Raw genomic sequence first — 19,065 nt, forward strand, 5'->3', positions numbered from 1 at the left:
CTAAAATCCCCCGTACTGAATCGCCGCGGAGCGGACGATGGTGCTCGCCGGGGCGGGGACGAAGGGCAGCTTGTAGATGAAGTTGCCGGCCGCGTTGTAGTTGACCGTCACGACGTAGACGTTGGCATTCGATGGAGACGGCGCGGCATTGACCGTGAGATTGCCGGGAACGAGCAATGGATAGGTCGACGCGTTGGCGGTGACATAGCTCGTCGCGAGGCTGTTGCGTTCGGTGTCGGTCATTCCCGCGATGGATGACCGCGCCGCTTCGGCGGCGAGTTGCTGAACGCCATGCACCATGGCGAGATACGAGCCGAAGACGATGATGCCGAAAATGAAGGCAAGAAACAGCGGCAGCATCAGCGCGAATTCGACGGCGGACGCACCGCTTCGGCAGCGAAAAAAACTGGTCATTGCAACACACCTCGAAACGCCAACGACGACGTCACGTTGCGAGGCTTTGATTAAGGAAAACTATGAAAACGCTTTCACGAATCAGCGGCCGCAATTCAGACTTATCGGGTCAGTGAAGCATTATGGGGCGATCAGAATATTTGATGCGATACCCGCAAAAACCCGGGGTGTGGTGCGGTTGAGGTGCTGCAGCGTGTGGAGATGTAGTTGTTGGATACCGTGATATGCGGAGCAATGCACGTAACAATACATATGACCTGCAATATCAGTGCCTTGGCGGGTAATTGTGGCTAAACGAAAGTGCAACCAAATGTTAGTATAGCCTGATGGCATACTGTGGAGATTGGAATTGCGTCCCGTGCTGAGACTGGAGGGCTCGCGATGCATAGACCGCGTCAGCATTTGAATATTCCTACTGAAATCGTTCGTACCGTCGTTGCGATCGCGGAGACAGGCAGCCTGTCGAAAGCCGGGGAGCGTCTCGGCCTCAGCCAGCCGGCGATCAGTTCGCAGGTCAAGCGCCTGCAAAGCCTGATTGGTGGCGCACTCTTCGTCAGAACCGCAAACGGCACCACGACCACCGAGCTCGGCAAGGTCGCCGTGCAGCAGGCGAGGCGCATCCTCGAAGCCAACGATCAACTGCTTCGGCTCGGCGGCAATCATGAAGGACCCCAGCCGTTGCGGCTGGGAATCAGCACGATGCTCGCGGAGGAATTCCTGAAGCTGCATCCCTCCGATGCACTCGCCGACGTTCTGCTGCACGCCGACATGTCACCGGCCGTCATCAGGGGGGTGATCGACGGCTACATCGACATCGCGTTCGTCTACAGCAACCCTTCGCAGGAGAACGAAGACGAGGTGACGATCGCCGCCGAAGCCGAGGAGCGGTCGGTGTGGGTGCGATCGCGCGATTTTGTGCTGCGGCCGGGCGCCCCGATCCCGATCCTGGCCTGGCCAGGTGACGACTGGATGATCCGGACGCTCACCAAGCACAACATCACGTACAAGATCGTGTTCAGGAGCCCGAACCACCAGCTGCGACTGGAAGCCGCCCGGGCCGGGTACGGCCTGACGGCGTGCCCCGAGCGGATGATCCCGTCCTCGCTGATCTCGGCGAAGGACTATTATCTTCCGGAGCTTCCGTTGCAGAAGCGCCTGCTGTGCGTTCGCCCTGGTCTCGAAGGCAGCCGCGCCACGGCGATGGTGCAGCGGTTGTCCAGCCTGTTCTTCAGCGGCGCGAAGCCGATGCGTCAGGTGAGCAACATGTAGCTGGTGCTGCCGCGGTCCGGCGGCACCGATCAATAGTGCGGTGGGCGTTCGTTGGCGGGGCCGGGCGCCTGGCGTTCGGCCTCCTGAAGCCGGTCGCGCAACTCGGCGATCTGGCGCGTCAGCGCGTCGATCTGCTTCCATTGTGCCGTGATGGTCTGGTTCAGCGTCTCGATGGCCTCGTCCTGATAGGTCAGGCGAACCTCCAGCGCATCGATCCGCTCGCTCAGCTTGGCCGTGTCATTCATGGACGGCAGCCTCGCAGGGGGTACTCTCGCGCTCCGCGTCGCTCGAACGCGCACCCGCACGCTCGCGCAGGCCGTGGCCGAGCGCGACACGCTCGTCGAACACAAAACAGTCGCCGCGCCAGCGGCTGTCCAGCTGCGGGGTTTCCTCGAGATATTTCAGAATGCCGCCCTTGAGGTGATAGACCTCGGCAAAACCTTGCGCGAGCAGATAGGCGCTGGCCTTCTCGCAGCGGATGCCGCCGGTGCAGAACATCGCAATCCTGCGGTGCTTGGCCGGATCGAGGTTTCGCGCCGCAAATTCCTTGAATTGTCCAAAGCTCGCGATCCTGGGATCCACCGCGCCTTCGAACGTGCCCATCGCGACCTCGAACGCGTTGCGGGTATCGAGTACCACGATGTCAGGCGCGGCGATCAGCTCGTTCCAGTCGGCGGCATCGACATAGGTGCCGACCTGCCGCGTCGGATCGACCGTGGTGTCGCCGAGCGTGACGATCTCCTTTTTCAGCCGCACCTTGAGCCGCTGGAATGGCATCTGCGCCGCTTCGGAGAACTTCAGCTCGAGATTGTCGAGGCGGCCGCCGAACAGCGCTCCGTGCCTGAGCTCCGCAACGAAGTCATCGATGCCTTGGTCGGTGCCGGCAATGGTGCCGTTGATGCCCTCATGGGCGAGCAGCACGCTGCCCTTGAGATCGAGCGCGGCGCAGAACGCGCGCAGCGGCTCGCGCAGCGCGCGGAAGTCCGGCAGCGCGGCGAACTGGTAGAAGGCGGCGACCTTGAAGGGCATCGCCGGGGTTTATCAGGCCGGCCAGGCCGGCGAAACCCACAAAGCCATGCATTGTCGGGATAATTCCCCTGGCATGCCAGGCATTGCTCAGCCGGGGATGAGTGTGCCATGTACTTTGTACTCCCTTGGCATCATCCGCCGCAGCCGCATCAGACCATCACGATCAAGCGAGCACTCCGTTATGAGGAATTTCCATTTCGCCGGCCGTTCCACGGTCCACGCCCAGAACGCGATGGTGGCGACGTCGCATCCGGAAGCGGCGCTCGCGGCCATCGAGGTGATGCGCGAGGGCGGCACGGCCGCCGACGCGGCGGTTGCAGCCTGCGCGCTGCTCGGCGTCATCGAGCCGCAATCGACCGGCATCGGCGGCGACTGCTTCGCGCTGATCCAGCCGCGGGGAGAAGGCAAGATCACCGCCTATAACGGCAGCGGCCGGGCGCCGATGGCGGCGACCGCCGACTGGTATCTCGAGCGCAAGATCCATTCGGTGCCGCTGACCTCGGCACATGCGGTCAGCATTCCCGGCGCGGTCGATGCCTGGGACGTGATCCTGAAGGACCACGGCAAGTTCGGCTTCGACCGGCTGCTGCAGCCCGCGATCAAGGCCGCCGAAGAGGGCTACGTGGTCGCGCCGCGCATCGCCTTCGACTGGAAGAACGGCTTCGAGAAGCTGAAGAACGGCACCAACACCGAGCGCTATCTGTTGCCGCACGGCAGGCCCGCGGTTGCCGGCGACGTGATCCGCCAGCCCGAGCTCGGCAAGACGCTGCGCGCGATCGCGCAAAAGGGCCGCGACGCCTTCTATAGCGGCGAGATCGCCGCCGACATGGTCGACACGCTGCGCGGCATCGGCGGCCTGCACACGCTCGAGGACTTCGCCGCGCACTCGACCGAGGCGACCTCGCCGATCGGCACGATGTACAAGGGCTACGACGTCTGGCAGTGCCCGCCGAACGGCCCCGGCATCACCATGCTGGTCATGCTCAACATCCTGTCGCGCTTCGACCTGACCAAGTTCAAGCCGCTCAGCATCGAGCGCTTCCATCTCGAGGCCGAGGCGGCACGCATCGCCTACATGATGCGCGAGCAGCATATCGGCGATCCCCAGCACGTGCATGTCGACGTTGCCGGCATCCTCGCCAGGGAATTCGCCGAAGAGCACATCAAGAACATCCGGATGGACCGGCTGCTCGAACTGCCGAACGTCGCGCCGCCGATGAATCCGTCGACGGTCTACATCACGGTGGTCGACAAGGATCGCAACGTCTGCTCGTTCATCAATTCGATCGCGCATTCGTTCGGCTCGGCGATCGTCTCCAACAAGACCGGCGTCCTGCTGCAGAACCGCGCCGGCGGCTTCCGCATCCAGCCCGGACATCCGAATTGCATCGCACCGGGCAAGCGTCCGCTGCACACCATCATCCCGGCGCTGGTCACCAGGAACGGCCGTGCGCTGATGCCGTACGGCGTGATGGGCGGGCAGTACCAGCCGGTCGGCCAGACCCGTGTGCTGACCAACATGCTCGACTATGGCTGCGACATTCAGGAAGCCATCGATATGCCGCGCGGCCTGCACTACGAAGGCGTCTACCAGCTCGAGGACTCTGTGCCGGCGGAGATCGTCGAAGGCCTGAAGAAGATCGGTCACAAGACCACCAGCGTGGTCGCGCCGCTCGGCGGCGGGCAGGGCATCTGGATCGATTGGGACAAGGGGACGCTGACCGGCGGCTCCGATCCGCGCAAGGACGGCTGCGCGCTCGGCTACTGATTGTCGCGGCCGATCAGGGGCCGGCGGAAACAAGGTGTTGTCGCGGGGATGGTGCTAGTCCTGCCCCGCGGAAGCCCGTCACCGGCATCACCTACTCGTATCTGGCGGCGCAACTGATCGGTGATCTCATCGCGGGCGCGTCGTCGCCATTGATCGGCGATTTTGCGCTGGACCGCGACGGCGGCATGGCCGGTCACTGAAAAATGGCTAGGGATTCGACCCGCACTGGGCTAGAGACGGCCGTCCTTCACGAGAGGTGCAAGATGCGATCTTCCCGACGCACGATCATCAAGACTGCATTCGCCGGCCTCGCGGCGGCAGTCTCCACGTCCGTTGTCAGCGGGTCGGCAACGGCCCAAACTGCAGGAAAGCCCATGACCACAGCTTCAGGCCTCCAGATCATCGACAGCAAGGTCGGCACCGGCGCCTCGCCGAAGACCGGCCAGACCTGCGTCATGCACTATACCGGCTGGCTCTACGAGAACGGCCAGAAGGGCAAGAAATTCGACTCCTCCGTCGATCGCAACGAGCCGTTCGAGTTTCCGATCGGCCAGGGTCACGTGATCAAGGGCTGGGACGAGGGCGTCGCCACCATGAAGGTCGGCGGCAAGCGCACCCTGATCATCCCGCCGAACCTCGGCTACGGCGCGCGCGGCGCCGGCGGCGTGATCCCGCCGAACGCCACGCTGTTGTTCGACGTCGAACTGCTTGGCGTCAAATAAGCCGATGGGCGTCAAGTAACCGGCCCACAGCAACAGGGGCGCAGCGATGAAGATTTCGATCCTCGACGATTATTTCGACACGCTGCGCACCCTCGATTGCTACCGCAAGCTCGACGGGTATGACGTCAAGATCTGGAACGATCATGTCCAGGACGTCGATGCGCTCGCCGAACGGCTGCGCGATACCGACGCGCTGGTCCTGATCCGCGAGCGCACCCAGATCCGCACCCCGCTGCTCGAACGTCTGCCGAAGCTGAAGCTGATCAGCCAGCGCAGCGTCTATCCGCATATCGACATCGACACCTGCACGCGGCTCGGCATCATCGTGTCGTCGAGCCAGCATGCCGATACGCCGTCCTACGCCACTGCCGAGTTCACCTGGGGCATGATCCTCGCGGCGATGCGCGCGATCCCGCAACAGATGGCGGCACTCAAGTCCGGCAAGTGGCAGATCGGCGTCGGTCATACGCTGCGCGGCAAGACGCTCGGCATCTATGGCTACGGCCGCATCGGCGCCGTGGTCGCGGGCTATGGCAAGGCGTTCGGCATGAACGTGCTGGTCTGGGCGCGCGAGCCGGCGATGGCGAAGGCGCGTGCCGACGGCTATGAGACATCAGCCAGCAAGGCGGATTTCTTCGCCCGCTGCGACGTGCTGTCGCTGCATATGCGGCTGGTCGACGCGACGCGCGGCATCGTCAAGGCGGAAGACCTCGCGCGGATGAAGCAGACCGCGCTGATCGTCAACACCAGCCGCGCGCCGCTGATCGAGCCCGGCGCGCTGGTCAATGCGTTGCGTGCCGGCCGGCCAGGCATGGCCGCGATCGACGTCTACGAGAAGGAGCCGCTGCGCGACACGGCGGACCCGCTGCTCAACATGGACAATGTGGTCTGCACGCCGCATCTCGGCTACGTCTCGCGCGACGAGTACGAAATCCAGTTCACCGACATCTTCGACCAGATATTGGCCTACGCGGCCGGCACGCCGACCAATGTCGTGAACCCGGATGTGCTGGCGCATCCGCGCCCGCGCGGCTGAGCAGCGTCGTTCATGCTCGATCGGCCGGCTTGATGGGGCGGCCGTGTCATCTCTCGTTCAGCGAGGCCAGTGAGCCGCTGAGGTCACCCTGCCGACAATCCTCTTGATGCCGCCGAGTGCCTTCTGTCCCTTGCCCTTGGCTTCCAGGATCGCGCCTCGGCCCTGCATCGCCGGAGAGCCGGTGACCTTGCCAAGACGCCGCTTGAACCTGCCGATCGCCTCGTTGGCCGTGCCCTTGATCCTATCGGTCGCGCTACCCATGAAATTACTCCTTCGGAATACGCTGAGGTAACGCGCCGGAACATGGCGATGTTCCGATTCGGCGAGGTTCCGATTTTCCGCTCGCCTGCGCGGCTGCTTTTCGCTAGCGTTCCACGCACGAAATCAGGCCAACGAAAGCAAGAATGATGAGCGGTTCCCACGATCACACCCATTCCCACGACCATCACCATCACGACGACGAGCGCTGGAAGCACGACGGCGTCCGCGTGATTCCCGGCAACCAGCTCGATCCGAACGTGCCGTCGACCGCCGGCATGGACCGCAAGGCCGCGATCAATTTTGCCCGGGTCGGGGCGCAGAAATTGTGGGCAGGCACCGTCAGCATCAAGCCGGATGCCAAGACCGGCGCGCATCATCACGGCCATCTCGAAAGCATCATCTATGTCGTGAAGGGCAAGGCGCGGATGCGCTGGGGCGAGAAGCTGCAGTTCACCGCCGAGGCCGGCCCCGGCGATTTCATCTTCGTGCCGCCCTACGTGCCGCATCAGGAGATCAATGCCAGCCGCGACGAGGTGCTGGAATGCGTGCTGGTGCGCTCCGACGGCGAGGCGGTTGCGATCAACCTCGATATCGAGCCGATCGAGAAGCCGGAGACCGTGCTGTGGGTCGACCCGGTGCACCGCCATCCCGACGAGAAGAAATAGCCGCGACATTTGCGTCGAGATTCCGGTTCACGCTTCGCGTGCCCCGGAATGACAGTCCGGGGGAGGAGGCCAGCATGACGCTCGTGCGTTACGAGAGCGCCGACCACGTCGCGACCATCACGATGGACCGCGTCTCCTCGCACAACGCGCTCAACAATGCGCTGTGCGACGAGTTGCAGCAAGCCTGGCGGCGCTTTCGCGACAGCGATGACCGCGTCGCGGTGCTGGCTTCGGCCGAGGAGAAGTACTTCTGTGTCGGCGCCGACGTCCGGGATTTCCCCGCCAATATGTGGCAGGCGGTGCCCGGGCTCGGTGTCGAGCTCGACAAGCCAGTGATCGCGGCGACGTCGGGCTGGGTGGTGGGCGGCGGCTTCGTTCTGGTGCAGATGGCCGACATCTGCGTCGCCTCGGAGACGACGCGGTTCGTCTATCCGGAAGCCAAGATCGGCACCACCGGCGGCGGTGTCTCCTCGGTGCTGGCCCGCATGCCGCACAAGATCGCGATGGAGTTCCTGCTTGTCGGCGAGGAGCTGTCGGCCGAGCGGGCCTACCAGATCGGCTTCGTTAACCGCATCACGCCACCGGGGCAGCACCTTGCGGCGGCGCTGGAGCTGGCGACCAAGATCGCGGGCAACGCGCCGCTGGTGGTGCAGGCGCTCAAGAAGCTCGCCCGTGACGCGATGCCGAAGGGGCCGCTGGAGACGGTCGCCGAGGTGCGCCGGCAGCTCGACGCCATCAAGGACAGCGACGACCTCAAGGAAGGCGCCAGGGCGTTCAGCGAGAAGCGCAAGCCGAGATTTACGGGGCGATGACCTTTTCCGTCATTGCGAGGGGCTCGCGACAAAATTGCAAGCAATTTTGCGCTGTGACGAAGCAATCCATCTGTCCCCGAGCAGAGATATGGATTGCTTCGCTGCGCTCGCAATGACGGGGCCTAACCCCTACGCAAACACCCGGTGATCGATCACACCGTTCGGCACCACATAGCCGTAACGCGTGTTCGACGGCTCTACGCCAGCCTTCTCATACTGCGCCTTCATCATCGCAAAGCGATCGCCCTTGAGGTCGAGCATCGCGCGCTTCGGCTGGATGTTGTAGAGCCGGGCGTTGTTGTCGCCGAAGATCGCCGTCTTCACCGGCCCGTCGGCGGGGCCGAGCGGTGCATAGCCGAACTTCTTCTGCATCATCTCGGGGATCTCCAGCCGCCGCAGGCCCTCGATTTGCCATTGCGGCGCGCCGGTCCACAGCGCATCGGTACCCCAGCAGACGTGGTCGGCGCCGAGCCCCTTGATCAAGGTACCCATCAGCGCGGCGCAGACATTGGGCTCGGCGACCAGCGTGGTCGCGAACAATTGTCCGACGTCGCCATAGACATTGTTGACGCCGTACTGCGCCGGGATGTCGGCGAGATCCGAGGTCCAGGCGATGCGGCCGGTGCGCTCGAACTCGGCGAGCGCGACCTTCGGATCGCCGCCGACATGGCGATAGGCCGAGTGGTAGATGATGAAGTTGAGCTGCGGCCAGTCCTTGGCGGCCTTTCCGACATCGGCAACGTCGGCGAAGCCGCGCAGATTCGGATACTGCTTCTCTATCCCGGGCGGAAACAGTCCCTTGTGGACGCAGACGTTCTTGATGCCCGCCTTCACCATCTTCTCATAACCCTTGTAGGCGACCTTCTCGTCGTCCAGCCGCCAGGGGTAGCGGCTGATCTCCTTGTGGGTGTTGTCGCCGATCGTGTAGCCCTTGCAGGATTCCGGCTTCAGCGCCAATGCGGCGTCGAGCTTGTCGAGCCAGCCGGGCTGCCCGGGCGTGAAGATGGCGTGGCAGAACACGCGCCGCGAGCCGGCCTCGTCGTTCATTTTCTTGCGCGCGTCGGCCATCTGCTCGTTGGTCAGGAACCAGTCCTGCTCGATATCCGACGGCGCCGAGGAGATCAGCGCGATCTTGGTGTCGGAATCGAGAAACATCTCCTTCTTGTAGTTGTCGAACTTGAGATCCTCGATGGTCTGCTCGTGATCGTTGAGCTCCTTGTTCCAGCCGGCCTTGCCGACCGCCTTGCGCATTTCCACAAAACCCATGATGCGGGTGTCGTCGCGCAGGAAATGCGTGTGCATGTCCATGATGAACTGGTCTTTGAGGGAGTTGGCGCGCTCCTGCGCCATTGCGGGTGTCGCGGCCTCCGCCGGCGTCACGGCGAACAGCTCCCCATAGACCTGGTTCATCGCGACGAAGCAGGCGGCCATGCCGGCCGCGGTCTGGAAGAATCTGCGGCGGTCGAGGCCCTGCTTGCCGCCGAGATCGTCGGCCATCGCGAGCAGCCGCGCCTCGACCTCGCGCTGACGTTCGTTCTGCGGATCGGGATAGAATTCGTCGCTGGAGACGATCTGGGTCGGGATCGGCGTCTGGTGCTGGCACAGTTCGGAGGGCATCAAGGCGGCAAGTTCATCGTCGGTGAGATTGCTGCTCATTCTTCGCTCCCACTTCTCGCCGGATTTTTCCGGTCGGATCGCCGCGGAGACTAGGACCAAGTCCGCCCGTCGTCCGCGCCGTTTGCCGGAAAACGCATTCACAAAATCGTGCATCGGATTGGCGGAGGCGAGATGCGCCCGTCGCGCAACCGGACATGCCCGCTGCTATGCTCGATCGCGCCGTATCGGACGAAGAAATCCGGAAGGGAGCGAACCATGATGTCATCTGACCATTCGCGGCGCAGCATGATCAAAGGCATCGGCATTGCAACGGCCGCCGGCGTGTTCGGCGCAGCGTCGGCACGGGCCGCCACCGCGGTTCCTGCCGAAGGAGAAATATGGAGCAACGAATACTGGGCGAAGAAGGATGACATCCCCTTGTGGATGTTCCGCAAGCGGATCGGCGCGCCGAAGCCGGGCGAGCCGGCGCGGCCCGTGGTGTTCTTCGTCCACGGCTCGTCGGTGACATCGCGGGTGTTCGACCTCACGGTGCCGGGCAAGGGCGAGTATTCGCTGCTGAACACATTTGCCCGCTACGGCTTCGATTGCTGGACCATGGACCACGAGAACTACGGCAAGTCCGGCCGCACGTCGGGCAATGCGGACATCGCGAGCGGCGTCGAGGATCTGAAGGCCGCGGTCGAGGTGATCGCGCGCGAGACCGGGCAGGAGCGATATCACTTCGTCGGCGAATCCTCGGGCGCGCTGCGGGCCGGCGCATTCGCGATGGCCGCACCCGAGCGCATCGACCGGCTGGTGTTCGCGGCCTTCACCTACAAGGGGGAGGGCTCGCCGACGCTGGCAAAGCGCGCCGAGCAACTCGCCTATTACCGCAGCCACAACATGCGCAAGCGCGACCGCGACATGATCCGCTCGATCGCGACCCGCGACAGGCCCGGCACGTCGGACCCCGCCGTGGTCGAGCTGCTGGCCGATGTCGAGATGCAGTTCGGCGACCAGATCCCGACCGGCACCTATCTCGACATGACCGCCAATTTGCCGGTGGTGCATCCGGAGAAGGTGCTGGCGCCGGTGCTGCTGGTTCGCGGCGAATATGACGGCATCGCCGCGGTTCCGGACCTCGAGGAGTTCTTCAACAAGCTGCCGAACGGCGATCGGCAGTTCATCATCCTGCCCGGCACCGCCCATTCGGTGGCGCTTGCCACCAATCGGGAGCTGTTCTGGCATGTGACGCGGGCATTCCTGACCATGCCGACACCGATTGTGACCTGACGTCACCCTGCGGCAGGACGCCGCAAGAAAAATCGGCGCGGTGATGTCGGGACGCGGCGAGGCGGTTCGTCCTCGGGGCACAACCCCGCGAAAAGGAGCGCCTTTCATGGCCAAGCCGACAATGATCTTCGTCAACCTGCCGGTCAGCAATCTCGCCCACGCGACCGCCTTCTATGAGGCGATCGGCGCGACCAAGAACGCGCAATTTTCCGACCACACCGCCTCCTGCATGGTGATCTCCGACACGATTCACGTCATGCTGCTGACGCACGACAAGTTCCGCGAATTCACCCCGAAGAAAATTGCCGACACCAAAACCACGAGCGAAGTGCTGATCTGCCTGTCCGCCGACAGCCGCGACGCGGTCGACGGCTACGTCGCCAAGGCAACGGGCGCGGGCGGCAGCGCCGATCCGTCGCCGCAGCAGGATTACGGCTTCATGTACGGCCGCAGCTTCGAGGATCCCGATGGTCACATCTGGGAAGTGATGTGGATGGACGTCGAGGCGGCGATGAAGGCGCAGTCCGCCGCGGCGACCGCCTGATCGCATCCCGCCATCACGAGGAGCTCAGCATGTCGAAGGTATCTCCCTGCCTGTGGTTCAACGGCGAGGCCGAGGAGGCCGCGAACTTCTACGTCTCGCTGCTGCCCGGTTCGCGGATCGAGACCGTCCAGAAGAATGTCATCGACAGCCCCGGCGGAAAGGCCGGCACGGTGCTGCTGGTCGAATTCACGCTCGCCGGTCAGCGCTTCATGGCGCTGAACGGCGGGATGAGGATGGAGCATACCCACGCGGTCTCGTTCGCGATCGACTGTGTCGACCAGGCCGAGGTCGATCGCCTGTGGGACGCGTTGCTCGCGGCCGGCGGCACCGCCGAGCAGTGTGGCTGGCTGCGCGATCGCTATGGCGTCGCATGGCAGATCGTGCCGGCGGCGGTCCGCCAATATCTCGGCGGGTCCGACGCCGGCGGCGCTGCGCGCGTGATGCAGGCCGTGCTCGGGATGATCAAGCTCGATATCGAAGGTCTGCGCCAGGCCTATGAGGGCGACGCGGCGGCGTAAGGCAGGGCTTCGCTGGCACCGCCCGGCTCGCCGCCTTCGCTAAAGCTTCGGCGAGCCAGGGATTCGTGGCCTCGTCGAAGCCTTGGCGTAGACGGGACCGGGCGATCCAGCATTCCAGAGATTTCGGTGCTCGGCCGACAGGCCGCGGCGTACTCGATGCCCGCATGAAGCGGGGCATGACAGTATGGGCATCGATGGTTCCGTCACATGACCGTGGCGACGGATCGCGGATGCAGCTGATATCGTATATTTGTCACAAGCTGTGTTCCCCTCGCACCATGCTTGCCCTTTGAACACCGTATCCAAATCTCCTTCTGTTCCGCGACGTCCCGCCGCGCGCACGGCGATCGTCGCAGCAATCGTCTTCATCGTCGCCCATGTCGTGCTGCTGCTCGGGATCACGGCGCCGGACAAGCTCTATTTCGACGAGGTGCATTACGTGCCGGCGGCGCGGCAGATGCTGCTGCCGGTGCGCGAGGGCCCGATCCTCAATCCGATGCATCCGCCGCTTGCCAAGGAGATCATCGCCCTCTCGATCAAGGCATTCGGCGATGGGCCGCTGGGATGGCGCTATCCCGCGGCGCTGTTCGGTGCGCTGGCGCTGGTCGGCGTCTATCTCGGCGGGCTTGCGCTGTTCGCGTCGCAGCAACGCGCGATCGCTGCCGCGCTGCTCGCCTTCTTCAACCAGATGCTGTTCGTGCAGTCGCGGATCGCGATGCTGGATATTTTCGCGCTCGCTTTCGGCCTGTTCGCGATCGCGGCGTTCGTCCACGGCTTCAGGCAACAGCAGCCGCAATTCGCCCTTGCGCTGGCGGGGCTGTTCGCGGGGCTTGCCAGTGCCTGCAAATGGAGCGGGCTGTTCGTGCTCGCGACCTGCATCGCGATCGTCGCTGCGATCCGCTTGATGCAGGGCTGGCGCACGCGCTTTGCCGACGCCAATGCGTGGTACCGGCCGGAGCTGTGGCCGGATTTTCGTGTTCCGCACTTCATGGTCTGCTTCGTGCTGATCCCGGCGGCCGTCTATCTCGCGACCTTCGTGCCGCTCTACGGCCTCTCGTTCACGGATATCATGGAGGCGCAGCGTCGCATCTTTGCCGACAACACCACGGCCGCCATCGCGGGCCACACCTATATGAGCTCATGGCCGTCCTGGCCGTTCCTGGTGCGCCCGGTCTGGTACCTGTTCGAGAAGGTCGGCGATGACAGGTTCGCCGCGATCGTGCTTCTCGGCAACCCGCTGGTGCTGTGGCCGGCATTGATCGCGCTGATCATTGCGCTGCGCGACTGGATCGTCGGGCGCGGCCGTGATGCATTTCTCGTGCTGGCGTTCTACCTCGGCCCGTATCTCGCCTGGGCGCTGCTGCCGCGCACGCTCGGTTTCATCTATTACTATCTCCCCGCGGCGACCACCGCGAGTTTCGTGCTGGTCTACGCCTTGACGCGCAAGGGTGCGCCGCGCTGGCTGCTGTGGGCGTTCGTTGCGGTTGGATGCGTAGGGTTTGTTGCGATGCTGCCGGTCACGGCCGCTGTCATCGAGACGTCGATGGCGACGTTCAACCGCCTGATGCTGTTTCAGGGCTGGATATGACGGTCTTTGAAGTAGTGATCCGCCTGCCGGGCATGGCAGGCGGATCGGGGCTGCGGGAGATTACTGCGAGGCGGTCTTGGTATCCATGTTGACGACCTGCACGCGTCGATTGGTCGGGTCCATCGGCGCGCTCGGGTCCTTCGGCCGGGTCTTTCCGTAGCCGACCGTCACGAGATCCGAGCCGTTCAGGCCGTAATGTTCGACCAGAAATTTCTTGATGGTGTCGGCGCGGCGCTCCGACAGGTCCTGGTTATAGGCCTCGCCGCCGATCGCGTCGGTGTGGCCGGCGACGACGAAGGTCGAGCCCTTCATGCTGGCATCGGACAGTGCCTTGCCGAGCTCCTGCACCGCCTGGGTCGAGCCCTTGCTGATGTCGGCCGAGTTGTAGTCGAAGTGGATCTCCAGATCGATCTTCGGCTTGTTCGCCGCGATGTCGGCGATCTCCTGGCGTTCAACGCGCGACAACGAACGGGTCTGCCGGTTGCGGACGGTGTTGAGGAAGCTTGCCTCCTTGGCGGAAGCCGCGAGGTCGACCTGCGTGCCGGCGGAAAGGCCGCGGGTGGCCGACTTCGGCTTCAGCGCATTGAGAATCTGTGCGGCAGGAACGGCCTCGCTGCCGGCCAGTGCGACGCCCGCCGTCATCGACAGCGCGGCGCCGATCGTCAGAAAAGACAAGGAAAAAGAGCGGGTCATGGTTTTCGTCCTCAAATGTCGGGCTAGCCAATCCGGCTTGCTGTCGTTTTGATGCTGGAAGAATAGGACCGGTTCAAAGCCCGGAATGTGATCTGGGTCACGGTTGGGTGTGCCGCCCCGCCTTGCGCCAGGCAGGCAGACGGGAAGCGAGGACATCATGGCCAACGTCAATCGTGTCCTCCGCTCGATCAATGACGAAGCTGCCTCGCGCTGCGTCGATATCTTCCTTCGCCCGGACGGCAGCATCGGCTTCGAGGAATATCGGCGGGACGTCGAAGATGGCCGTGGCTGGTTTCCGGTCGGCGGTCATTCGTCCCGCATCTTCCATGGAGAAAGCGCCGCGCTCGCGGCGGCGATCGGGGACGTTCCGTGGTTGCGGCGGGTCGTCGGATCGACGTAGCCGTTCCGAATGATGCGGAGCTGATTTCCGCCGCGCGGCTCTCCACAGCTGCGCGAATCTCACTACATTGCTGGGGCAATGTCCCGCGCCGCCGAACCCCTTTCGTTGAACAATGCTGTGGCCCGCCATATCTGGCTGCGCGCGCAGCGGCTCGATACCCAGGTGCCGTTCGGCGAGGGGGCGTCAGCGGTGGCGGCCGCCGTCGATCATCTCGGCTATGTGCAGATCGACACCATCAACGTGATCGAGCGCTGCCATCACCACATCCTGTTCAGCCGCATTCCGGACTACCGCCGCGCCGACCTCAAGCAGGCGCAGAGCCGGGACAAGAGCGTGTTCGAGTACTGGACGCACGCGCTGTCCTACATTCCGTCCAAGGACATCGGCTTCTTCCTGCCGGCGATGAAGGCGCACAAGCGCGAGGGCCACAAATGGTTCTCGTCGGTGACCCCGGCGGATACGCGCAAGGTGCTGCGGCTGCTTCGTGCCGGTCCGCTGACGATCCGCGACATCGATGACGACGTGCTGACCGAGAAGGAGCATCTCTGGCAGAGCCGCAAGCCCTCCAAGCGCGCGCTGCAGCTCGCCTTCTACGGCGGCGTGGTCACGATCAGCGAGCGCGCCGGCATGCTGAAGACCTATGAGTTGATGACCCGGCACTTCGGCTGGGACAAGCCGCCGAAGCCGGCCCCGGCCTCGGCCCGGACGGCCTATCTGCTCGACCGCGCGCTGCGCTCACAGGGCATCGTCAGCCTGGATTCGATCTGCCATCTCGACGCGCCGAGCAAGAAGGCGGTGCGCAGCCTGATCGAGGCGAGGGTGCGCCGCAAGGAGCTGGTGCGGATCGCGCTCGATGGCGCCGGCAAGCAGGAGCATTGGGCGCGGCCCGAGGTGCTGGACGCGACCGGCGAGGGTGATCCCACCCTGGTCCACATCCTCTCGCCGTTCGATCCGCTGATCATCCAGCGCAAGCGCACCGAGCTGTTCTTCGGCTATGGCCACCGTTTCGAGGCCTATGTGCCGAAGGAGAAGCGCCTGTTCGGCTATTTCGCGCTGCCGGTGCTGGTCGGCGACGACGTCGTCGCCGCCCTCGACCTCAAGACCGACCGGCAGAACAAGAAGCTCCTGATGCAGAAATGGAGCTGGGTCGGCAACGGCAAGAAGCAGGCGGCACGCAAGGAGCTGAAGCGGCGCATCGAGGAAGAGCTCGACCGCTTCGAGCGCTTCCAGCTGGCTGAATAGGGTGGCTCCGTCATTGCGAGCGCAGCGAAGCAATCGCGCCACAAGCGGATAAGTGGATTGCTTCGCTTCGCTCGCAATGACGCCGTGCACAAAACGCACAGGTTTCCCGTTTGCGCTGTGAGCTATGAGTTTTTGCCATTGCTCAATGTGGGGCCAGCCAATAATCCTCACGGTAAGCAACACCCGGGGAAAGCTCATGAGCCAGACAGCTACCATCGCGCCCGATCGCGGCGCCCGCAGCGAGATCGAGACGTCGACGATCCGCGCGATCTCCTGGCGGCTGATCCCGTTCCTGATCCTGGCCTACTTCTTCTCCTATCTCGACCGCGTCAATCTCGGTTTCGCTGCGCTCACCATGAACAGCGAGTTGAAGTTCTCGCCGGTGGTGTTCTCGTTCGGCGCCGGCATCTTCTTCATCGGCTATTTCATCTTCGAGGTGCCGAGCAATCTGGCGCTGGAGCGGTTCGGCGCCAGCAAGTGGATCGCCCGCATCATGGTGAGCTGGGGCGTCCTCTCGGCGTTGATGGCGGCGGTCTATGACGAGCACAGCTTCTACGCGCTGCGCTTCTTCCTCGGCGTCGCCGAGGCCGGCTTCTTCCCCGGCATCATCCTCTATCTGACCTACTGGTATCCGGCCGAGTATCGTGCGCGCTTCCTCGCCGCCTTCGCGCTCGCGGTGCCGATTTCGACCGTGATCGGCGCGCCGATCTCCGGCCTGTTGCTCGGCCTCGACGGCGTGATGGGCTTGAAGGGCTGGCAGTGGCTGTTCGTCATCGAGGGCATTCCCTCGGTGCTGCTCGGCATCGTCACCTGGTTCTATCTGACCGACCGGCCGGAGAAGGCCGAGTGGCTCTCGGCCGAGCAGAAGGCGTGGCTCAAGGCAAAGCTCGACGCCGAGGTCGCGGCCAAGCAGGCGGCGAAGCATTTCACCTTGGGCGAGGCGCTGTCCTCGCCCAAGGTGCTGGCGCTCAGCGCGATCTATTTCGGTTTCGTCGCCTCGCTCTACGGCATGCAGTTCTGGCTGCCGCAGATCGTCAAGGCGTTCGGTCTGACCAACGCGCAGACCGGCTTCGTCACCGCGATCCCGTACGCATTCGGCTGATCCTGTGGGCGCGCCGTTCCGATGCCACCCGCGAGCGCGTGTTCCATGTCGGCGCGCCGCTGCTGCTGACCGCGCTGGCGCTCGCGGTCTCCAGCTACATCACCGATCCGGTCATGACGATGGTGGTGCTGACGGTCGCCGCGATCGGCGTGTTCTGCACCTTCGCGGTGTTCTGGACGCTGCCGACCGCCTGGCTCTCCGGCACCGCTGCCGCCGGCGCGATCGCGCTGATCAACTCGATCGGCAACCTCGCCGGTTTCGGCGGGCCCTATCTGATCGGCTGGGTCAAGGAAGCCACCGGCAGCACGTCGACCGGCCTGTTGGTGTTGTCGCTGTTGCCGCTCGCCGCGGGCCTGCTGGTTTTCCTCGGCAGCCACGAGACCAAGACCGAGTTCGCCGGCGCGAAGTAGCGATGACGCGTGCGCCGTGACGGGTTGCGATGGGTAGAGCATTGGGCAACCGCGGCGAGATGATGAGTCTCGCTGCGCTCTACCCATCCTGCGACCGGGCTAGCTAGATCGGATAGCGCCACTTCAGCGCGCGGCGCACGAAGAAGATCGCGACCAGCGTGGTGCCGAGCGCGGCAAGCCAAGCCCACATCAGGACGCCGCCCTGTGCCAGGGCGTAGCGCTCGGCGAACGTCAGCGCGACCAAAACGCCGATGAGCCCTACGCCAGACCAATAGAGGGGCGAACGCAGCATTCCAGTCGCAGCATGTTCAGCCGCGCGTTCGCGCGCTCTGCCTACCGACCAGACCAAGAAGCCGGCGTAACCAAGGGCAAAGATCCATGACATCGCCGCAACCTCGCACGCCGGTGCTTCCGGGACCGTAAAGGACGGAAGCGAAAGTCGAGGTATCGGGCGGAGGAGCCTGATCACGGCCAACCTCACGAATAGGTTATTACTGACGAATATTGACATTTATCAGTGATAAATCGATACTCTTCATCAGTCGTCAGCCTGAAGGAGATTTCAGATGTTCGTTCGTTCCGTTTTCTCGAGCTATTACAGGCTCTTGACGGGAGCATCATTGGCTTTCGCGGTGTTCGCGCTGACCGGCTGCAATGAAAAGGCGGCTGAAAACGCCGATCCGGGGCGCCCCGTTCTGGTGGCGACCGTCCATTATGAAGCTGAAACCCCTGAGCGCAGCTTTGTCGGCACCATCAAGCCCCGTATCGAAGCCGATATGGGCTTTCGGGTCGCCGGCAAGGTGGCCAAGCGGCTGGTCGAGGTCGGACAGACAGTCGACGTCGACCAGCCCTTGGCCACCCTCGACGAGGTCGACCTGAAGCTGCAGGCCGAGCAGGCGGAGGCGGAATTCCGCGCCGCCACCGGCGTGCTGGCGCAGGCCGCCGCCGCCGAGCAGCGCGCCAAGGATCTGAAGGCCAAGGGCTGGACCACCGACGCGGCACTCGATTCCGCCAAGGCCGCCGGCGACGAGGCCCGCGCGCGGCTGAACCGTGCCGAGCGCTCGGTCGAGCTGACCAGGAATTCCCTCTCTTATGCAACGCTGGTGGCCGACACCCGGGGTGTCGTCACAGCGACCATGATCGAGCCCGGCCAGGTGGTTGCCGCGGGCCAGGCTTCGATCCGTGTCGCCCGACTTGGCGAGAAGGAAGCTGTCGTCGCGATCCCCGAGACGCTTCTTGCTCGTGCCAGGTCGGGCGTAGCCACGGTGACGCTGTGGTCGGACGCCAAGAAGAGCTATGCCGCCAGGCTGCGCGAGGTCGCGCCGCAGGCCGATCCCGCCACCCGCACCTATCTCGCAAAATTCTCGCTGCCGGACGCGGACGAGGCGGTCTCGCTCGGCATGACCGCGACGCTGACGCTGGCCGACAAGGCGAGCGAGCGCGTCGCCAAGTTGCCGCTGTCGGCGCTGTACAGCCAGGGCGGCGATCCCTCGCTCTACATCGTCGACGACAAGGGCGACATCGCGCTGAAGCCGGTCAAGGTGAAGGCCTATGAGAGCAACAACGTCGTGATCTCCGGCGGCGTCGACGATGGCGCCAAGGTGGTCGCCCTCGGTGTGCAGAAACTCGATCCGAGCCAGAAGGTGCGGGTCGTGTCGTCGCTGTCGTTCTAACCCTCGCATAGCAGCGGAAACGGTTCTGGG

20 protein-coding genes and 1 pseudogene are annotated in these 19,065 nt (G+C 64.1%); 14 read left to right on the forward strand and 7 right to left on the reverse strand.

Annotated features, from left to right (window positions below; genetic code table 11):
• A complete protein-coding gene (locus J2R80_RS15020; RefSeq protein WP_057016934.1) occupies positions 1 to 414 on the reverse strand; it encodes a TadE/TadG family type IV pilus assembly protein in 414 nt (137 codons plus the stop codon).
• Between the two features lie 381 nt (positions 415 to 795).
• Between J2R80_RS15020 and J2R80_RS15025 the strand changes: the two genes are divergently transcribed.
• Positions 796 to 1,683, forward strand: coding sequence for a LysR family transcriptional regulator (locus J2R80_RS15025; protein WP_229189553.1), 888 nt, complete (start codon positions 796 to 798; stop codon positions 1,681 to 1,683).
• 29 nt (positions 1,684 to 1,712) lie between these two features.
• Here J2R80_RS15025 and J2R80_RS15030 read toward each other — a convergent pair whose 3' ends face one another.
• Together J2R80_RS15030 and J2R80_RS15035 are read right to left on the reverse strand one after the other, a co-directional pair.
• Positions 1,713 to 1,928, reverse strand: a complete 216-nt coding sequence (locus J2R80_RS15030; RefSeq protein WP_028333247.1) for a SlyX family protein — start codon at positions 1,926 to 1,928, stop codon at positions 1,713 to 1,715.
• Entirely contained in the window at positions 1,921 to 2,712 is a 792-nt protein-coding gene (locus J2R80_RS15035; RefSeq protein ID WP_141340496.1) for a rhodanese-related sulfurtransferase, read from the reverse strand. The genes J2R80_RS15030 and J2R80_RS15035 overlap by 8 nt, the downstream gene beginning before the upstream one ends.
• Before the next feature lie 181 nt (positions 2,713 to 2,893).
• Between J2R80_RS15035 and ggt the strand changes: the two genes are divergently transcribed.
• The 3 genes from ggt (at position 2,894) to J2R80_RS15050 (ending at position 6,238) form a co-directional block, all read left to right on the forward strand.
• Positions 2,894 to 4,480: a gamma-glutamyltransferase gene (ggt, locus tag J2R80_RS15040; protein ID WP_076826098.1), complete on the forward strand. Its 1,587-nt coding sequence runs from the start codon at positions 2,894 to 2,896 to the stop codon at positions 4,478 to 4,480.
• Between the two features lie 263 nt (positions 4,481 to 4,743).
• Entirely contained in the window at positions 4,744 to 5,202 is a 459-nt protein-coding gene (locus tag J2R80_RS15045; RefSeq protein WP_246786590.1) for an FKBP-type peptidyl-prolyl cis-trans isomerase, read from the forward strand.
• A gap of 46 nt (positions 5,203 to 5,248) precedes the next feature.
• Positions 5,249 to 6,238 (forward strand): D-2-hydroxyacid dehydrogenase family protein, encoded by a 990-nt coding sequence (locus J2R80_RS15050; protein WP_253638810.1) that lies wholly within the window; start codon positions 5,249 to 5,251, stop codon positions 6,236 to 6,238.
• Positions 6,239 to 6,295: 57 nt separating this feature from the next.
• On the opposite strand, the gene J2R80_RS15055 is transcribed toward J2R80_RS15050, so the two are convergent.
• Entirely contained in the window at positions 6,296 to 6,499 is a 204-nt protein-coding gene (locus J2R80_RS15055) for a CsbD family protein (protein ID WP_057016940.1), read from the reverse strand.
• Between the two features lie 146 nt (positions 6,500 to 6,645).
• Here J2R80_RS15055 and J2R80_RS15060 point away from each other — a divergent pair, with 146 nt between their 5' ends.
• Positions 6,646 to 7,164, forward strand: coding sequence for a cupin domain-containing protein (locus J2R80_RS15060; protein ID WP_028338582.1), 519 nt, complete (start codon positions 6,646 to 6,648; stop codon positions 7,162 to 7,164).
• A 74-nt stretch (positions 7,165 to 7,238) separates the two neighbouring features.
• Entirely contained in the window at positions 7,239 to 7,976 is a 738-nt protein-coding gene (locus tag J2R80_RS15065) for an enoyl-CoA hydratase/isomerase family protein (RefSeq protein ID WP_253638811.1), read from the forward strand.
• Positions 7,977 to 8,105: 129 nt separating this feature from the next.
• On the opposite strand, the gene J2R80_RS15070 is transcribed toward J2R80_RS15065, so the two are convergent.
• On the reverse strand, positions 8,106 to 9,632 hold the full coding sequence (locus J2R80_RS15070; protein WP_141340498.1) for an amidohydrolase family protein: 1,527 nt from the start codon (positions 9,630 to 9,632) through the stop codon (positions 8,106 to 8,108).
• A gap of 216 nt (positions 9,633 to 9,848) precedes the next feature.
• Between J2R80_RS15070 and J2R80_RS15075 the strand changes: the two genes are divergently transcribed.
• The 4 genes from J2R80_RS15075 (at position 9,849) to J2R80_RS15090 (ending at position 13,515) form a co-directional block, all read left to right on the forward strand.
• Complete coding sequence (locus J2R80_RS15075) at positions 9,849 to 10,865, forward strand: alpha/beta hydrolase (protein WP_253638812.1); 1,017 nt, start codon at positions 9,849 to 9,851, stop codon at positions 10,863 to 10,865.
• A gap of 106 nt (positions 10,866 to 10,971) precedes the next feature.
• Positions 10,972 to 11,409 carry a VOC family protein gene (locus J2R80_RS15080; RefSeq protein ID WP_057016942.1) on the forward strand — a complete coding sequence of 146 codons (438 nt, stop codon included), beginning with the start codon at positions 10,972 to 10,974 and terminating at the stop codon, positions 11,407 to 11,409.
• 29 nt (positions 11,410 to 11,438) lie between these two features.
• On the forward strand, positions 11,439 to 11,927 hold the full coding sequence (locus J2R80_RS15085) for a VOC family protein (RefSeq protein ID WP_141340500.1): 489 nt from the start codon (positions 11,439 to 11,441) through the stop codon (positions 11,925 to 11,927).
• 289 nt (positions 11,928 to 12,216) lie between these two features.
• On the forward strand, positions 12,217 to 13,515 hold the full coding sequence (locus J2R80_RS15090; protein WP_253638813.1) for a phospholipid carrier-dependent glycosyltransferase: 1,299 nt from the start codon (positions 12,217 to 12,219) through the stop codon (positions 13,513 to 13,515).
• 60 nt (positions 13,516 to 13,575) lie between these two features.
• Here the strand turns inward: J2R80_RS15090 and J2R80_RS15095 are convergent, their stop codons facing one another.
• Positions 13,576 to 14,208, reverse strand: a complete 633-nt coding sequence (locus tag J2R80_RS15095; protein ID WP_057016944.1) for an OmpA family protein — start codon at positions 14,206 to 14,208, stop codon at positions 13,576 to 13,578.
• A 157-nt stretch (positions 14,209 to 14,365) separates the two neighbouring features.
• Between J2R80_RS15095 and J2R80_RS15100 the strand changes: the two genes are divergently transcribed.
• The 3 genes and pseudogenes from J2R80_RS15100 to J2R80_RS15110 all read left to right on the forward strand — a co-directional run bounded on the left by J2R80_RS15100 (position 14,366) and on the right by J2R80_RS15110 (position 17,362).
• Positions 14,366 to 14,608: a hypothetical protein gene (locus tag J2R80_RS15100; protein ID WP_057017018.1), complete on the forward strand. Its 243-nt coding sequence runs from the start codon at positions 14,366 to 14,368 to the stop codon at positions 14,606 to 14,608.
• Between the two features lie 78 nt (positions 14,609 to 14,686).
• Entirely contained in the window at positions 14,687 to 15,850 is a 1,164-nt protein-coding gene (locus tag J2R80_RS15105; RefSeq protein WP_141340502.1) for a winged helix-turn-helix domain-containing protein, read from the forward strand.
• Between the two features lie 196 nt (positions 15,851 to 16,046).
• Positions 16,047 to 17,362 (forward strand): annotated as a pseudogene (locus tag J2R80_RS15110) (MFS transporter).
• A 103-nt stretch (positions 17,363 to 17,465) separates the two neighbouring features.
• Here J2R80_RS15110 and J2R80_RS15115 read toward each other — a convergent pair.
• Entirely contained in the window at positions 17,466 to 17,654 is a 189-nt protein-coding gene (locus tag J2R80_RS15115) for a hypothetical protein (RefSeq protein WP_244558721.1), read from the reverse strand.
• Positions 17,655 to 17,928: 274 nt separating this feature from the next.
• Here J2R80_RS15115 and J2R80_RS15120 point away from each other — a divergent pair, with 274 nt between their 5' ends.
• Complete coding sequence (locus tag J2R80_RS15120; protein ID WP_141340505.1) at positions 17,929 to 19,035, forward strand: efflux RND transporter periplasmic adaptor subunit; 1,107 nt, start codon at positions 17,929 to 17,931, stop codon at positions 19,033 to 19,035.
• Positions 19,036 to 19,065: the final 30 nt, after the last annotated feature.

This window comes from Bradyrhizobium sp. USDA 4541 (assembly GCF_024171085.1).
Taxonomy (GTDB): Bacteria; Pseudomonadota; Alphaproteobacteria; order Rhizobiales; family Xanthobacteraceae; genus Bradyrhizobium; species Bradyrhizobium australafricanum.

Coding starts and splice junctions, on each gene's coding strand:
- J2R80_RS15020 (WP_057016934.1), bottom strand. CDS start 414: ATGACCAGTTTTTTTCGCTGCCGAAGCGGTGCGTCCGCCGTCGAATTC.
- J2R80_RS15105 (WP_141340502.1), top strand. CDS start 14,687: ATGTCCCGCGCCGCCGAACCCCTTTCGTTGAACAATGCTGTGGCCCGC.
- J2R80_RS15080 (WP_057016942.1), top strand. CDS start 10,972: ATGGCCAAGCCGACAATGATCTTCGTCAACCTGCCGGTCAGCAATCTC.
- ggt (WP_076826098.1), top strand. CDS start 2,894: ATGAGGAATTTCCATTTCGCCGGCCGTTCCACGGTCCACGCCCAGAAC.
- J2R80_RS15055 (WP_057016940.1), bottom strand. CDS start 6,499: ATGGGTAGCGCGACCGATAGGATCAAGGGCACGGCCAACGAGGCGATC.
- J2R80_RS15070 (WP_141340498.1), bottom strand. CDS start 9,632: ATGAGCAGCAATCTCACCGACGATGAACTTGCCGCCTTGATGCCCTCC.
- J2R80_RS15100 (WP_057017018.1), top strand. CDS start 14,366: ATGGCCAACGTCAATCGTGTCCTCCGCTCGATCAATGACGAAGCTGCC.
- J2R80_RS15050 (WP_253638810.1), top strand. CDS start 5,249: ATGAAGATTTCGATCCTCGACGATTATTTCGACACGCTGCGCACCCTC.
- J2R80_RS15115 (WP_244558721.1), bottom strand. CDS start 17,654: ATGCTGCGTTCGCCCCTCTATTGGTCTGGCGTAGGGCTCATCGGCGTT.
- J2R80_RS15095 (WP_057016944.1), bottom strand. CDS start 14,208: ATGACCCGCTCTTTTTCCTTGTCTTTTCTGACGATCGGCGCCGCGCTG.
- J2R80_RS15030 (WP_028333247.1), bottom strand. CDS start 1,928: ATGAATGACACGGCCAAGCTGAGCGAGCGGATCGATGCGCTGGAGGTT.
- J2R80_RS15035 (WP_141340496.1), bottom strand. CDS start 2,712: ATGCCCTTCAAGGTCGCCGCCTTCTACCAGTTCGCCGCGCTGCCGGAC.
- J2R80_RS15025 (WP_229189553.1), top strand. CDS start 796: ATGCATAGACCGCGTCAGCATTTGAATATTCCTACTGAAATCGTTCGT.
- J2R80_RS15075 (WP_253638812.1), top strand. CDS start 9,849: ATGATGTCATCTGACCATTCGCGGCGCAGCATGATCAAAGGCATCGGC.
- J2R80_RS15065 (WP_253638811.1), top strand. CDS start 7,239: ATGACGCTCGTGCGTTACGAGAGCGCCGACCACGTCGCGACCATCACG.
- J2R80_RS15085 (WP_141340500.1), top strand. CDS start 11,439: ATGTCGAAGGTATCTCCCTGCCTGTGGTTCAACGGCGAGGCCGAGGAG.
- J2R80_RS15045 (WP_246786590.1), top strand. CDS start 4,744: ATGCGATCTTCCCGACGCACGATCATCAAGACTGCATTCGCCGGCCTC.
- J2R80_RS15060 (WP_028338582.1), top strand. CDS start 6,646: ATGAGCGGTTCCCACGATCACACCCATTCCCACGACCATCACCATCAC.
- J2R80_RS15120 (WP_141340505.1), top strand. CDS start 17,929: ATGTTCGTTCGTTCCGTTTTCTCGAGCTATTACAGGCTCTTGACGGGA.